We start from the raw sequence: 14,841 nt of genomic DNA, 5'->3' as shown, positions 1-14,841 counted from the left end.
CTTACAATGTCCTTCATTTAGCTTATCACAATCTTCTCATCCTTAAGATGTATTTTTCAATGAAAAACCTCTGGACACACCATCACCATGCTATACTGAACTTGTTTTTGAAAAGGAGCCGGTTTGATATGGGAAACAAGTTTTGGTGTTATACAAGCAGTAAAAGCCTTCTCATGCTGAGTGATATTTTATTTGTGATGACGATCACGTTTGTCATTTATCAAGATACACAATCTGTTGCCTATGCGGCTGTATTTCCCCTGATTAGAACAATATGCCAGCTATTGGCTGGGCTCTTCTCTCCTGTTTTAACCGATTACTTTCAAGCTGGCCGGCTATTGAAATGGGTCCCGCTTTTACGTCTTGGGATGCTCATCGTGTTTACAGCCCAATTTCATTTCTTTCAGCAGCATATGGTCTGGTTGTTTAGTGCGCTTATTTTGATTTCCCTCACAGGCGGGTTCATCAGTCCTTTAATGCAGGCGATCATGCCGATGCTTGTACCAGCAAATCAGCTTGTGAAAGCAAACAGTACAGCCTCCATTTTTCATCAAATGGTTCAAATCGCCGGTTATTCGTTCACTGGAATGCTGGTCCTATGGATCGGGCCATTTTATTTAATGTGGATCACCTGTGTCATGATTGTATTGTCTTATCTATTTTTCATCCCTGTTTTTCCTCTTCTCAAGCAAGAAGAGACGGTTCGAAAAGCAAATAAGATGAACAGCTTCAAAGATGGCTGGACGATCATTTGGAGAAATAAAACGGTGCGCACCCTGACCTTTATGGATGTTTGTGAAAATATTGCGGGTGCTGTGTGGATCGGGGCGATTACGCTTGCCTTTGTCACCCATGATTTAAAGCAAGGTGAGGAATGGTGGGGGTTTATCAATGCCGCTTATTATACAGGTGCGATCATAGGCGGGCTCTTAGCTGCATGGATGAGTCAGTTTATTCAAAAACAGCTTCTCCTCTATATGGCAGCTGGTTCATTCATTTATGCAGTGCTGACCATTGTCTATTCACTGAACAGCCTGCCGTGGCTTGCTTTGGTGCTTTGTATTTTGATGGGGCCTGCCTACCAAATCCGAGATGTTTCGCAGCAAACCATTCTTCAAACGGAAACACCAGTACATGATTTATCAAAGGTGTATTCGGCTCACTACGTCCTTTCTTCAGTATCGGTCGGTTTATCTATTTTCTTTGTTGGATTGATTGCAGATGTATACGGGGCGAGGTCTGTGTATTTGCTGGGCGGTCTATTTGTACTCGTTTGTTCCGGCATTGCCATCCTTGCTTTTATGAAGCAGAAAAAAGAGAGCAGCTGATGTATGCAGCGGCTCTTTTACTTTTCTTTTAACATCGCAAACATGTCACGGGCCATGGCTTCTAAAATATACACAACTGGCGTCTGTGTGGTGATATTGGCTCTGTGGACCCGCTCATCTGTGACGTAGTAGGCAATATTTAAATCTGAAATGCGTGAAATCGTGCAGTGCTGGTTATTCGTAATACTAATGATCTTGCTGCCTTCTCTTTTTAACTTCGAAATATGATCAATCGTAATACTGTTCTCCCCTGATACAGACAGCACAATGGTGACACTATTGTCTAAATACTGCATATTCATCGGGAAAAACGGATCGTTGATGTAAAATGAAAATTTCTCAAGACTTGAAAAGTACCTCGCCCCATACTGCGCCAAAATGCCAGAACTGCCAGTTCCGATAAACAGCACATTTTTTGCCTCAGCAATGAGCTTCGCTGCCTCCTTAATTTTCCCCTCAAAGTCTCCCTTCAATGTTCGTTCAATAAATTCATATAGAAAGTGCTGGGTGCTTTTTAAAGAAGGTGTCTGCTCTGATTCTAAATACATTTTGAGCTTCACTTTAAACTCTGAAAAGCCTTCACAATTTACTTTTCGGCAAAAGCGAAGGACAGACGAGGTGGAAATATGTGCAGCATCTGCAAGATCTCGAATTCTCATGTACACGACCTTTTCACTGTTTTCCATGATATATCGGTATAAAGCGCTTTCTAGTTCATTAAAGCTGGAAATGACCTCACTTGAAAACATCTGACTTCCCCTTTCTCCAACTACATGTCACAATGTGTTTCTTTTATGTAACAAATCTCTAAATAGGGCACCCTTGCCTAAAGACACTGTAGTCATTTACGACATGATGCTCTCACGATAAGCTATAGATGTACAAACAAGAAAAAAGACTCTTCTCTATTATAACATTGCGCGTTACATTATTCGGAGGTGCAGAACATGGCAAAAGGATTAAAGGTTGTCACAATTGGCGGAGGATCAAGCTATACACCAGAGCTTGTAGAAGGATTTATTAAACGATACGATGAATTTCCGATTAGCGAGCTTTGGCTCGTTGATATTGAAGCGGGAAAAGAAAAGCTTGAGATCGTCGGAAATCTTGCAAAACGCATGGTCAAAAAAGCAGGGCTTCCAATCGAGGTTCATTTAACATTAGATCGCAGGAAAGCACTTGTAGATGCTGATTTTGTCACAACACAATTCCGTGTCGGACTTCTTGAAGCACGTATGAAGGATGAACGCATTCCTTTAAAATATGATGTCATTGGTCAAGAAACAAATGGTCCAGGAGGTCTATTCAAAGGACTTCGCACCATTCCTGTCATTCTTGATATTGTCAAAGATATTGAAGAGCTTTGCCCGAATGCATGGCTTGTGAATTTCACAAATCCAGCTGGTATGGTCACTGAAGCCGTTCTTCGTTATTCAAACCATCGTAAAGTCGTTGGTTTATGCAACGTGCCGATCGGCATTCGCATGGGAATCGCCAAAGGGCTTGGTGTCGACGCAAGCAGAGTCGAAGTCAGCTTTGCTGGATTAAACCATATGGTCTTTGGACTCAATGTATTCTTAGATGGCAAAAGCATCATGGATCAAGTCATCGAAGACATGGCTGATCCAAACTCCAGCATGTCGATGAACAACATTCAAGCGATTCCGTGGGATGCTGATTTCTTAAAAGGGCTTGGCGTCATTCCTTGTCCGTATCACCGTTACTACTACAAAACAAGTGATATGCTGGCTGAGGAAAAGAAAGCAGCAGCAAATGAAGGAACACGTGCTGAAGTCGTTCGCGCATTAGAAAATGATTTGTTCGAGCTTTACAAAGACCCTGATCTCGACATCAAGCCGCCACAGCTTGAAAAACGAGGCGGTGCCTACTACAGTGATGCGGCTTGCAACTTGATTGCATCCATTTATAACGACAAGCATGACATTCAGCCTGTAAACACCATTAATAACGGGGCTATTAGTGACATTCCAAATGATTCTGCGGTTGAACTCAACTGTGTGATCACAAAAGACGGTCCTAAACCAATCGCTGTTGGTGAAATGCCGGTCGCTGTCAAAGGCCTTATTTCTCAAATTAAATCCTTTGAACGTGTAGCTGCTGAAGCAGCCGTGACAGGCGATTACAACACAGCTCTTGTCGCAATGACCATCAACCCGCTTGTCCCATCAGATGCCATTGCAAAAAGCATCCTAGATGAAATGCTAGAAGCACACAAAGAATATTTGCCACAGTTCTTCAATAAAGTAGAAGCATAAAAAGAAGCCGCACTTGTCGAAAGTGCGGTTTTTTTATTTGGCTGCAAACAGCCGGTCCATCTGAGGACGATCATAGTCTAATAGCCAGTGCTGTAAGCCTTCATAGACTGGGCGTAGACGCTCAGCATCTGCCGCAATGAGATCACAGCCTCGATCATCATATAAGTGAAAAATCATTTTTTTTGAGAGATTCATTAGGTAAATTTCATACCCCAGTTTTCCCTTCAAGATTTGATTCGGTGCATAGAAGTCCTCCTGGCACATCGCATGGAGAAGCGGACGCAATCGAATGTCTTGCAGCTGACATTTGAGTGTAAATCTCTCTAATGTCAGTGAATCTTCTACTTCTGGACGTACATAAGTCAAAAGCTCGTGTCGCAATCTGTTCCTCACTTGCCGATGCACATATTTTTGATAGACAAGGAGCTTACGCTTCGTTAATTCATGTTCATGATCTGTATACACATCCGTCACAAGCAGCATCTCGTCTTCTGGATCAAAAACATATTTCACAATCTCTAAAGCACGATCTCCCGCTTTTTCTAATACAATCGATTCTTTTCCTAATGACCAATCTGCCACTTCAAACCGAAGTCCAATAGGCCACTCATAAAAAAGAGGCGGCGTGAGGATAAGATGAGGAAAATGATTTTTTAGAAACATATTTGTTTGATCACTCATTTGCTTTCCTTTCACTCGTTTTATTTTTCATTTTACCGTTGAAACATATAGGGAAACAAATTGGAAATAAACTGTCATTTCTTATATGATAGAAAGAGATGGAGGTGTGACCAATTGAAAAAATGGTTTTTACAAGTGTTCCTTACAGCACTGATCACCATGTGGATACAGGCTGGACTTGATCAGGCGAACATCATTCAGATCACCAATGTATGGGTCGATGCCAGCAGCTGGATCCTGATCTTCTTTGTTATCTACGCAATTTTTGAATGGACAGCTCACGTCTTAGCAAAACAGAAAACCGCTCATCGCTGAACATCTCTTTTTATAGAGATGTTTTTTCCTGAAACTCTTCTTGCACAAGTTCATGAATGACACCCATTCCTGCCTGGCTTCCAGCAGCTGCTGCGAGAACTAACTGAGCAGGACCGCCTAGATTATCACCACATGCAAAGACACCACTGACGGTTGTACGTCCAAGGATATCTGTTTCGATACCCGTATTCTTCGTCATTTGACAGCCAAGCTTTTCGGCAAATGGGGCTGACTGCTTGAATTCACTTGCGACAAAACCGCCTTCCCTTTTCACTGTCTCCCCATTTGCAAGCTGGAGAGAGCGCAGCTGCCCATTGTCTTGATCAATCGACACAATTGGCACATCAATGACTTGAATAGAATGTGCCGTCAGAAGTACCTTGTCCTCTTCAGCCAACACGTGCCCATTCGTAAACACGATCAAATCCTTTGTCCAATTGGAAAGAAGCTTAGCCATGTGCAAGGCTCGCTGATTCTCTGCAATGAGGGCAAGTGCTTTGTCCTTTAATTCCCATCCATCACAGAAAGGACAGCTAAACAACGTTTTTCCGTACACATCATGAATTCCTTCGATCTCTGGCAGTATATCCTGAAGACCTGTTGCCAAAATGATTTTTTTCGCTTCGAATCTATCCCCCTCGTGTGTTAGTAACGTAAATCTTTCCTCTTTCTTTTGTATATCAACAATTCGACTTCGTTTGATTTTGATATTAGGGTATTTTTGAAGATCTGCCTCTCCCGCTCGTCTGATCTCAAACGGTGTCATTCCATCGGTTGTAATAAATCCATGTGATTCCTGCGTCACTCGATTTCTTGGCAGCTCATCATCAAATACAATGACTTGCTTTCTGCCTCTCCCTACAACAAGTGCTGCACTTAATCCGGCTGGCCCGCCTCCGATAATGGCACAATCTAATAACATATCAATCTCTCCTTTTCTATTCAAGATTTTAAAGACTCTTAATATCTATAATTAGTTCAAAAAAATCACATGTTGAAAAATGGATTTTTTTCTGTCTGTTCAATTTGGCTCGCAATATCAATTAACCGTTTTTGACTTAATGTCTCCTGCATTTTCGTTTCAACATCCTGCATAACTTGTTCAATCAAACAGCCATCATGAGGCATAAAGGAGTCATGCTCTAAGGAGCAGCGAAATAAATTCGTTTGTCCTTCTACAGCCTGAATGACATCTAAAAAAGAAATGTCTTCCTTTCGTTTGATAAGGGTATAACCTCCCTTTGCACCAGGTGTTGATTCAATCAATCCCGCCTTCACAAGCTTTGTTAAAATTTTGGATAAATAGGTTGGTGAAAGATCTTGTATCTTAGCAAGAGGCTCAACACCAATCGCTTTACCCTTTGGTGCAAGAGTTAAAAACACCATCGTATGCAGCGCATAGTTGGTTGCTTTAGAATATTTCATGAGGAAACTCCTTTCTATCTATTATAGACCTTTTATATCTGTAATTGATCATAGATGATTCAAGAGAAAAAAGCAAGAGTTGTGAATCTGCTCCACTTTTCATTCCACATTTCATATTTCCTTCCGATAATAGAAGTAAGCACGAAATAAAGTTTTGATTGAGAACTAGAAGGAGTGAATAAAAATGTCAGATCAACAGCACAATGCAGCACACGAAGAAGAAGAGGAATTTAACGTATACGACATGCTTCCGCCCGCAGGTACAATCATCGGAGAAGCAACAGAAGAAGAAATGGATGCCGCAGCAGCACTTGAAGTGAGACATGTCGCGTTCATGCGCCTTCAAGATATGTTCATTCAATTCGATGGCTCGTCTTACAAAGACTTATTAAAAGACTTTCAAGAATTCGAAATGGATTCCACAAAATTCTGGAGAGCCATTGCTAGACGTCTTCAAATTCCGTACGAATGGCCAATCCGAATCGACCACGCAAACGGCCCTATTTATATTGGTGAAACAGAGGATAGCCGTGAGGTTGAGGAGAGCGCAGAGTAAGGGAATGGCGGCCCCCTTTTGGTAAGGAGGCTTTTACAATACATCGGTTGAAAAAACAAATAAGCAATATGAGCGCTGTCACGCCCATATTGCTTATTCTTTTGTTATGTTAACTCTGGCCAAAATGCTTGATTTGCCACAATTAAGTCGTCTAAAATATCTTTTGCTACTTTAGCACTCGGCACCGTTTTCGATAATGTGATGGCCTGCCATAATTTTTGATAGGACCCTTCTTCAAATGCTTCTACTACTAGTTTTTCTACGCCAACTTGCTGCTCCATGAGACTTTTTTGGAATCTTGGAATCTCTCCAACTACTAATTTTTCTGGACCATTGCTGCCAACGATACAAGGAATTTCGACCATGGCTGTTGGATCAAAGTTCCTAATAGCGCCATTGTTCTCTACGATCATCAGCATCCGTTCCTTTTTATTAAAAGCAATGGCTCGTGCCAAATCAACGATATAGGAAGCGTGCTCATCAATGGTCAGCTTTGTTTCCTTTGCAGTTCCTTTATCAAGGATGGCCTGACATTCACTAAAAACAAAAGCTTCCCGCCCCTCCATCACTTCATTGGCACGCGTGAACTCGATATTTGAATGTGCCACTTCTTCATCTGGAAATAGATAGTATTTCAAATACGTATTCGGTACCGTTTTTGGATCAAGCGCTTGAATATCTTTGGCCTTTTTTAATGTACTGTTCCAGCTCTTCTGCTGTTCTAGCTCAGATGTTCCATCTGTTGCATAACCATGCTGGCTTACATGCTTAATCACCTCAGGCATTAAGCTATTTCCTGCTTTATCTCGAATATCTGTCCACCAGCCAAAATGATTCAAACCATAGTAATCGACTTCTAGTTCTTTCCGCGAAGATAAGCCTAAATTTTTGGCAATTAATTCTTCGATGCCAATTGGCATATCACATATGTTTAAAATTTTGGCATTCGGTCTTAGCTTACGTGTTGCCTCTGCTACTATCGCTGCAGGGTTAGAATAGTTTAACATCCAAGCTTCAGGTGAGTATTTTTCCATATAATCGACAAGTTCTAATACACCTGGAATGGACCGCATTCCGTAAGCTATCCCGCCTGGGCCGCATGTTTCCTGTCCGACGACTCCATGCTTCAATGGAATTTTCTCATCTAATTCTCGCATTGCATATTTCCCGACACGAATATGTGCCATCACAAAATCGACTTGAGTAAAGGCTTCTTCTGGGTCCGTGCTTGCCAGTAATCGTACTTCTGGTGCTCGTTCTTTTAACATAATCTCACATGCATCTGCAATCGTCTTTTGTCTAGCTTCATCATTATCATAGAGTTTAATTGTATGAATTGGGAACTCATCTAGATAGTCTAACAGCATCAAAATGATCCCCGGTGTAAATGTACTTCCGCCTCCAGCGATGGTAATATTAAATTTTTTCATCATATCCAGCTCCTTTTTTAATCTAATGAAAGTTTTGTCTCAAAGGACTCTCTTACTTGCGGTACACTTAAGCCAACAATGATTTGAATGCTTTGACCACTCTTCGCCATGCCGTGGGCCAGTTTATTTTTTGTAAAGTAGTCCCTATCTTTCACCAAGCTAGGGTCAATCACTGTAATACGCAGACGTGTGGCACAGTTTGTCACATCTTTAATGTTTTCTTTACCGCCAAGGCCTTCTAAGAAATAAACGGCTTTCTCTTCATACTCAGACGCATAAACGGGCGCTTCCTTTTGCTCATGACCTTTTTTATGAGCATTCTCATAATCTTGTTTTGTATATAGCCTCGTCTCCTCCTCATGTTTTCGTCCTGGTAATGGAATATCGAATTTCACAATCATCCATCTAAATATGACAAAATACACGGCTGTAAAAAGAAGTCCAATCATCGCTTGGATCAGATAAGTCCCTCCATGATTCGAAGAGAGCGGGATCCAGTTCAATGCAGCTATTTCAATAAGCCCGGAACCCATCATTCCGACAACACCAAACATATTCATGATTGTCACCATGGTCGCACCAAGAAGTGCATGTATCACAAATAAATAAGGCGCGAGGAATAGGAATGTAAATTCAAGCGGTTCTGTAATTCCGGCAAATACCGCTGTTAATGTGGCGGGTAATACCAATGCCAAAACCTTTTTTCTGTTTTCTTTCGGTGTTGAAAAATACATGGCTAAAGCTATCCCTAAACAGCCAAACATCTTAATATTCCCATGCAGTAAAAATCCGTATGGATAAAGATCCTTCAAATCGGAAGTGGAGGACGCAAATTCATTTAAGTGAGCAATCCAATATGGTTTTAACCCCCCATTTACAGCCGCTGGACCAAACTCAAAAGGTGTATAAATAAAATGGTGAAGTCCTGTTGGAATTAACACCCTTTCCAAGAAATGAAACAGCCAGACACCAATATAACCAGACTGTGCCATGAACCCTTGGAGAGATTGTATCCCCTGCTGAACATAGGGCCATACAAAAGCAACGATAAAAGCAATAGGAATCATCACAAAGAATCCGATGATGACAACAAATACAAGCCCTTGGAAAATCCCAAGCATTTCAGGCAGCTTTTGATCATAAAAACGATTATGGATCCAAATGACGATTCCAGATATCATCACCGCACCAATGATACTTGTATCCAGCGTAGGTATACCCGCAATTTCTTTTACACCCGCTACGTTCTCGACACCTTGCGATAAATCAACGCCAAAAGTAGACGGCCAAAGTGTCAAAATAGCATGAATATAATTGTTAAATACAAGATAAATCATCAAAGCTGCGAGCGTCGCACGTGCTTGCGCTTTTTTTGCAAGTGAGATGGGCAATCCAATCACAAAGGCTAATTCCATATGATTGAAAATCGTCCATCCCCCGCTTTCAATCAGTGACCAAACCTTGTACCACATCGTACCTTCTCCAGCCATTTCCCTCATAATCGCTGGATTCTTACATAAAGTCGCGAGGCCGACAACAATACCAAAAAACGCGAATAAAAGTACAGGAACTACCATAGCACTGCCAAACCGCTTGATTGCATTCATAAGCATAACCCCTTTGCTTGATCCATAACATCACTGTAAAGGTAGCGCTTACAAAAACCAATAGGTTTGACGTATTTAGAAATCAAGTTGTAACATTAGATTATATTTTCACAGGAAGAAAATATTTTCATGTTGGAGGGCACATCGCATGATACTGGACAAGCTGGTTAATAAACACTTCGAAGATTTAAACAAGAATGACCTGCACATTATTAAAACGATCCATGATCATCTTGAAGAAATGAAGACAATGAAAATTCAGGACCTTGCCCGTTATGCTCATACTTCCATCTCATCCATCCATCGGCTTGCTAAGAAAATAGGGTTCGACGGCTACAGTGACTTAAAGTCTTATGTGAAATTAAATGCTTTCACTGAAGAGACCACACAGGATTTAATGCAGCTGCTTGATCAAGACATCCGGCAGACAAGAAAATATATGGAGCAGCTCGACTTTCATCAATTAAATCAACTGATTGATCGTGCACCGTATATTTATATTTATGGGACAGGCACTGCACAGCTTGATTTAGCAAATGATATACAGCGGCAGCTATGGTCACTGCATAAGAAATCTCAAGTATTACGAAGCAAGCGGGACTTAACAGATGGAATCATTGAATTTGGTGAGGATGACCTTTTATTTATCATTTCTTTATCGGGTGAATCGAAGAATTTAGATGAAATCATTCAATTGGTGAAAACGAGACATATCAAATTTATCAGCATGACCACATTAAGGAATAACCTCCTTGCACAAAATGCCATGTTTAACATCTATGTAAGCAGCACCCCGTTTCACTTATATAACAAAGTGGACAACTCCAGCTTTCTGCCATTTTACATTGTGGCAGATATTATCGTCAGAAAATTTAGTGAGTGGAAAGTGAACCAATTGAATAATAGGACTTAAACATAACAGATACAGTTTTGGAGAGAGATTCAATGTTGCTTCGCAAAAAAAGAGAGACTCTTTTGTCTCTCTCAAAAAATACTGTATAACAACGATTTTAATGAAATATATCTACTTGCGGCTGTCTTTTCCTATTCATGCTATTCAGTGGTATAATGCCCAGCAAGCAGTTCATCAAACGAATCCGCTAATTTGAAATCCGTCTCATCTTCTAGATCAAAGTAGTGAATCGGCGGATGCTCCTTTGTTTCTCTGTAATCCAATGCAATCCACGTATGACCATCCCCACAAATGAGCACAAGTCCCTCAGGCAATTCCCACTCTTCTATTAAATAATCACTATCCATAATGCCTTCATTTTTGGCAATTCCTCTTAAATGATCAAATGATACATGATCCTCTGCCCATCCATTCGGCTGGTCCGTTGGAAAAGCGTTATGCAGGGTATACCCGCCATTTTGTTCGAGGATCAGTTGCTTATATGTATCAGGCAAGATGACGCCTAGCTTCTTTTCCGCTTTTGCAATGCCTTTCTCATTGATTTTCTTAAATGTTTCTTCGCTTTCTCTATCTTTATCCCAAAATGGTTTCAAATAAAATACCTCCAATTGTTATTTCTATCTCATTTTACCATTTAAGAGAACTAGTTTAATAGTCCTATTTAATAAAAAAGAGAAGGGTTCCCCTCCTCCTCTTGTTGGTCATGATTGTTCTTGATTTCTCGCTTCAAATTCATCCAGCATGGCACGCACTTCATCTGTTGATGATGTGTTCATTAATTGATTTCTTAAGAAACTCGCTCCTCTGAATCCTTTTACATAAATCTTAAAGAAACGATGCAACGCCTTGAATGGACGCAAGCCTAATGAAGAATATTGATCATGAAGGTCAAGATGTAATCTTAAAAGACCAAGCAGTTCATCGCTTGTATGCTCCTTCGGCTCTTTTTCAAAAGCAAATGGGTTATGGAAAATTCCGCGCCCAATCATCACGCCGTCTACTCCATACTGCTTAGCGAGCTTTAAGCCTGTTTGACGATCAGGAATATCACCATTGATCGTCAAAAGAGTATCCGGTGCTACTTCATCACGAAGTTTTTTGATCTCAGGAATGAGCTCCCAATGCGCATCCACCTGGCTCATTTCCTTTCTTGTGCGAAGATGGATGGATAAATTCACAATATCTTGCTCCAAAATATGTCTAAGCCACCCGCGCCATTCATCGACCTCAGTAAAACCAAGTCTTGTTTTCACACTGACAGGTAATCCCCCTGCTTTTGCCGCTTGAATCAGCTCTGCCGCAACGTCTGGACGAAGAATCAAGCCGCTGCCCTTTCCGTTTTGCGTGACATTCGGGACAGGACAGCCCATATTAATATCAAGCCCCTGAAATCCCATTTCCGCCATTCCAATGCTCATTTGTCTAAAGTTTTCAGGCTTGTCTCCCCAAATATGAGCAACAATCGGCTGCTCATCCTCTGTAAACGTTAAACGCCCCTTCACACTTTGAATACCATCAGGGTGGCAATAACTCTCACTGTTCGTAAACTCTGTAAAAAACACATCCGGTCTCGCCGCCTCACTCACAACATGACGAAACACAACATCTGTCACTTCTTCCATTGGTGCTAATATAAAAAATGGCCGCGGTAAATCACGCCAGAAATTTTTACTCATCTTTCATCCAATTCCTCTCATGACATAGCGCCTAAAGGGCATGTCCTTCTGTAAATTCTTTCAGCAATTTTTATCATTATATACTTTAATATGAACCGTGCAAAATTGCAAAAAAGGACATTTGGTGATGAATTGCGGGATAAAAATATTAATTCCACTTCCAAATATCATTTTTTAGGCCGATTGAACATACAAAAATAAAAACATCCCGATATCGATGTTTTTCACAGAATCGGGATGTCACAATACATTACTGATTAATCACAAGACTTGCTACACATTCTACATGGTTGGTATGCGGAAACATATCCACAGGCTGCACTTCCTCTGTCACATATCCGCCATCTTCAAGAATTCTCAAATCACGAGCAAGCGTCCCTGGATTACAGGACACGTAAACAACTCGGTTTGGTTTCATCTTTAAAATGGTGTCAAGCAGTGCTTCGTCACAGCCTTTTCTTGGCGGATCGACGACGAGGGTGTCTGCTTTGATGCCTTCTTTGTACCAGTTTGGGATGACGGTTTCTGCTTCGCCGACTGCGAATTCAACGTTATCGATTCCGTTTAAGGCAGCATTGCGTTTTGCATCTTCAATTGCTTCTGGGACAATTTCAACCCCATATACTCTGCCTGCTTTTTGTGCGAGAAATAAGGAAATCGTACCGATTCCGCAGTAGGCATCGATGACGGTTTCTTCGCCTTGCAGCTCTGCATATTCAAGCGCTTTGTCATAAAGCACCTTTGTTTGAGCTGGGTTCACTTGATAAAATGAGCGGGCTGAAATGGCAAATTTGATGTCGCCAATCGTGTCATAAATGTATTCTTCGCCCCATAAAACGGTTGTTTCGTCTCCGAAAATGACATTTGTTTTCTTTGAATTCACGTTTTGTACAATTGACCGAACATGTGGGAAGCGTGCTATAATCTGCTCAATCACCTGCTGCTTTTGCGGAAAGTCAGCTGTTCTAGTAACAAACACAACCATCATTTCACCTGTTGCAATACCGTAGCGAACCATCACATGACGCAGCCAGCCTTTGTGCCGCTCTTCGTTATATGCTTTGATGCCAAACGCATTGCATATGTCTTTTACTGCCTGTACCACTTCGTCGTTTTCTGACTGTTGAATCAAACATTTTTCCATATCAATGATTTCATGAGTACGCTGCTGATAAAAACCTGCAACAAGTCCGCCTTCTCGTTCGCCAACTGGAACTTGTGCTTTGTTTCGGTAATTCCAAGGGTCTTCCATGCCGAGTACAGGATGAACTTTTACACGGCTCATATCAAGCTTGCCTATCCGCTCTAAAACGTCCTTTACTTGTTTCTGTTTGAATAGCAGCTGGCCTTCATAGCTCATATGCTGAATTTGACAGCCGCCGCACTGTTTGTAAATGGGACATGGCGCATCTTGCCTGTGCTGACTTTCCTTTGTCAGCTCCATGAGTCGTCCAAAAGCAAATCCTTTTTTGACTCGTGTGACTTTGATTTTTCCTTGTTCGTCAGGAAGGGCATTCGGTACAAAGACAGGGAATCCTTCAATTTTCGCTACACCTGCACCTTCATGCGTTAAGTCTTCGAAGGTTACATTGTAGTATTCATTCTTTTCAACAGGCGGTTTCATTTTCACCAATTTTATCACCTCATTTGCAAAGAAAAACTTGGCCGCCATAAGGAACCAAGTTCAGTCTTCACCCTATTTTTTCAGCTGTTGCTTTTGGCACAATAAATTCAATATGGCGATACAGGTTTTCAAATTCACCTGGCAGCATGCCGCCGTATTCACCATCTAAATTCAATTGCATTTTATCTTTTACATCTACCTTCACGCGATTCGCTTTTGCGTAGATGACATTGTTATCATGAATATGCTCGCCTCTGAGTGCAAGGCTGACCACTCGAATGGCTTCTGCTAGATTGACCTTCTTTAGAATGATCAGGTCAAACATCCCATCATCTAAAATGGAATCTGGCGCTAGTTTTTCAAAGCCGCCTACTGAGTTTGTGAGTGAAACAAGAAACAGCATGATTTCTCCATGAAACAATTTGCCGTCATATTCAATTTCGACTTCTGTCGGGCGGATAGAAGGAAGCATCTCCATGCCTTTTAAATAATAAGCAAGCTGTCCAAGCATGGTCTTCAGCTTGCTAGGCACCTCATAGGTGAGCTCTGTTAACCGGCCGCCGCCAGCAATATTAATAAAATAATGGCCATTGACTTTACCGATATCAAGCGGCTTCGCTACACCCTCAATAATGGCATCTGTCGCTTTTAAAACACCTTCTCGTGGAATGCCAAGTGCTCTTGCGAAGTCATTTGTCGTTCCAACTGGAATAATTCCTAGTTTCGGTCTTTTTTCAAGCGGTGCTAGTCCGTTGACGACTTCATTGATCGTGCCGTCTCCACCTGCTGCTACAATTAAATCAAAATCTCTCTGTGCGGCTTTTTCTGCTGCTTGCGTGGCATCTCCTGCACATGTCGTCGCATGACAAGAAGTTTCATAGCCAGCTTGTTCAAATTTTTGCAAAACCTGCGGTAAATTCTTCTTGAAGAGTTCACGCCCAGATGTCGGATTGTATATAATTCGAGCACGTTTCATTCATCATCATCCTATATTCATTATGCAATCTATT

The 14,841-nt window shown here is 41.4% G+C and carries 14 protein-coding genes and 1 pseudogene; 5 read left to right on the top strand and 10 right to left on the bottom strand.

The window, feature by feature from the left end:
* Nucleotides 1-128 precede the first annotated feature (128 nt).
* A complete protein-coding gene (locus MHH65_RS03440) occupies nt 129-1,328 on the top strand; it encodes an MFS transporter (RefSeq protein WP_024426665.1) in 1,200 nt (399 codons plus the stop codon).
* 17 nt (nt 1,329-1,345) lie between these two features.
* Here MHH65_RS03440 and MHH65_RS03435 read toward each other — a convergent pair whose 3' ends face one another.
* Entirely contained in the window at nt 1,346-2,077 is a 732-nt protein-coding gene (locus MHH65_RS03435; RefSeq protein ID WP_024424566.1) for a MurR/RpiR family transcriptional regulator, read from the bottom strand.
* 198 nt (nt 2,078-2,275) lie between these two features.
* On the opposite strand from MHH65_RS03435, the gene MHH65_RS03430 reads away from it, so the two are divergent.
* Nucleotides 2,276-3,604, top strand: a complete 1,329-nt coding sequence (locus tag MHH65_RS03430) for a 6-phospho-beta-glucosidase (RefSeq protein WP_024424565.1) — start codon at nt 2,276-2,278, stop codon at nt 3,602-3,604.
* Nucleotides 3,605-3,637: 33 nt separating this feature from the next.
* On the opposite strand, the gene MHH65_RS03425 is transcribed toward MHH65_RS03430, so the two are convergent.
* Nucleotides 3,638-4,285, bottom strand: a complete 648-nt coding sequence (locus MHH65_RS03425) for a DUF3885 domain-containing protein (RefSeq protein ID WP_024426666.1) — start codon at nt 4,283-4,285, stop codon at nt 3,638-3,640.
* Between the two features lie 114 nt (nt 4,286-4,399).
* Between MHH65_RS03425 and MHH65_RS03420 the strand changes: the two genes are divergently transcribed.
* Nucleotides 4,400-4,600 (top strand): hypothetical protein, encoded by a 201-nt coding sequence (locus MHH65_RS03420; protein WP_024424563.1) that lies wholly within the window; start codon nt 4,400-4,402, stop codon nt 4,598-4,600.
* A gap of 10 nt (nt 4,601-4,610) precedes the next feature.
* Here the strand turns inward: MHH65_RS03420 and MHH65_RS03415 are convergent, their stop codons facing one another.
* Together MHH65_RS03415 and MHH65_RS03410 are read right to left on the bottom strand one after the other, a co-directional pair.
* A complete protein-coding gene (locus tag MHH65_RS03415) occupies nt 4,611-5,522 on the bottom strand; it encodes an NAD(P)/FAD-dependent oxidoreductase (protein ID WP_268413539.1) in 912 nt (303 codons plus the stop codon).
* 65 nt (nt 5,523-5,587) lie between these two features.
* Nucleotides 5,588-6,025, bottom strand: a complete 438-nt coding sequence (locus MHH65_RS03410; RefSeq protein ID WP_024426668.1) for an Rrf2 family transcriptional regulator — start codon at nt 6,023-6,025, stop codon at nt 5,588-5,590.
* Nucleotides 6,026-6,209: 184 nt separating this feature from the next.
* On the opposite strand from MHH65_RS03410, the gene MHH65_RS03405 reads away from it, so the two are divergent.
* Nucleotides 6,210-6,581: a hypothetical protein gene (locus MHH65_RS03405; RefSeq protein WP_024426669.1), complete on the top strand. Its 372-nt coding sequence runs from the start codon at nt 6,210-6,212 to the stop codon at nt 6,579-6,581.
* A 104-nt stretch (nt 6,582-6,685) separates the two neighbouring features.
* On the opposite strand, the gene MHH65_RS03400 is transcribed toward MHH65_RS03405, so the two are convergent.
* Entirely contained in the window at nt 6,686-8,011 is a 1,326-nt protein-coding gene (locus MHH65_RS03400; RefSeq protein ID WP_024426670.1) for a 6-phospho-alpha-glucosidase, read from the bottom strand.
* Between the two features lie 17 nt (nt 8,012-8,028).
* Nucleotides 8,029-9,618 carry an alpha-glucoside-specific PTS transporter subunit IIBC gene (locus tag MHH65_RS03395; RefSeq protein ID WP_024426671.1) on the bottom strand — a complete coding sequence of 530 codons (1,590 nt, stop codon included), beginning with the start codon at nt 9,616-9,618 and terminating at the stop codon, nt 8,029-8,031.
* A gap of 148 nt (nt 9,619-9,766) precedes the next feature.
* Here MHH65_RS03395 and MHH65_RS03390 point away from each other — a divergent pair, with 148 nt between their 5' ends.
* Entirely contained in the window at nt 9,767-10,531 is a 765-nt protein-coding gene (locus MHH65_RS03390) for a MurR/RpiR family transcriptional regulator (protein WP_024426672.1), read from the top strand.
* Nucleotides 10,532-10,680: 149 nt separating this feature from the next.
* Here the strand turns inward: MHH65_RS03390 and MHH65_RS03385 are convergent.
* From MHH65_RS03385 to MHH65_RS03370, 4 genes and pseudogenes are all read right to left on the bottom strand, one after another.
* A pseudogene (locus tag MHH65_RS03385) lies at nt 10,681-11,124 on the bottom strand (SMI1/KNR4 family protein); the annotation flags it as partial.
* A 108-nt stretch (nt 11,125-11,232) separates the two neighbouring features.
* Nucleotides 11,233-12,207 (bottom strand): tRNA-dihydrouridine synthase, encoded by a 975-nt coding sequence (locus MHH65_RS03380; RefSeq protein WP_151863219.1) that lies wholly within the window; start codon nt 12,205-12,207, stop codon nt 11,233-11,235.
* Between the two features lie 250 nt (nt 12,208-12,457).
* A complete protein-coding gene (rlmD, locus tag MHH65_RS03375) occupies nt 12,458-13,837 on the bottom strand; it encodes a 23S rRNA (uracil(1939)-C(5))-methyltransferase RlmD (RefSeq protein ID WP_198457226.1) in 1,380 nt (459 codons plus the stop codon).
* A gap of 61 nt (nt 13,838-13,898) precedes the next feature.
* A complete protein-coding gene (locus MHH65_RS03370) occupies nt 13,899-14,807 on the bottom strand; it encodes a diacylglycerol kinase (RefSeq protein WP_024424554.1) in 909 nt (302 codons plus the stop codon).
* Between the last annotated feature and the right edge of the window lie 34 nt (nt 14,808-14,841).

Source organism: Bacillus sp. FSL L8-0654 (assembly GCF_038629965.1).
In the GTDB taxonomy this organism is placed as follows: Bacteria; Bacillota; Bacilli; order Bacillales; family Bacillaceae; genus Bacillus; species Bacillus safensis.
The sequence above is the reverse complement of the archived record's forward strand: the minus strand, read 5'-3'. Positions and strand labels throughout refer to the sequence as shown.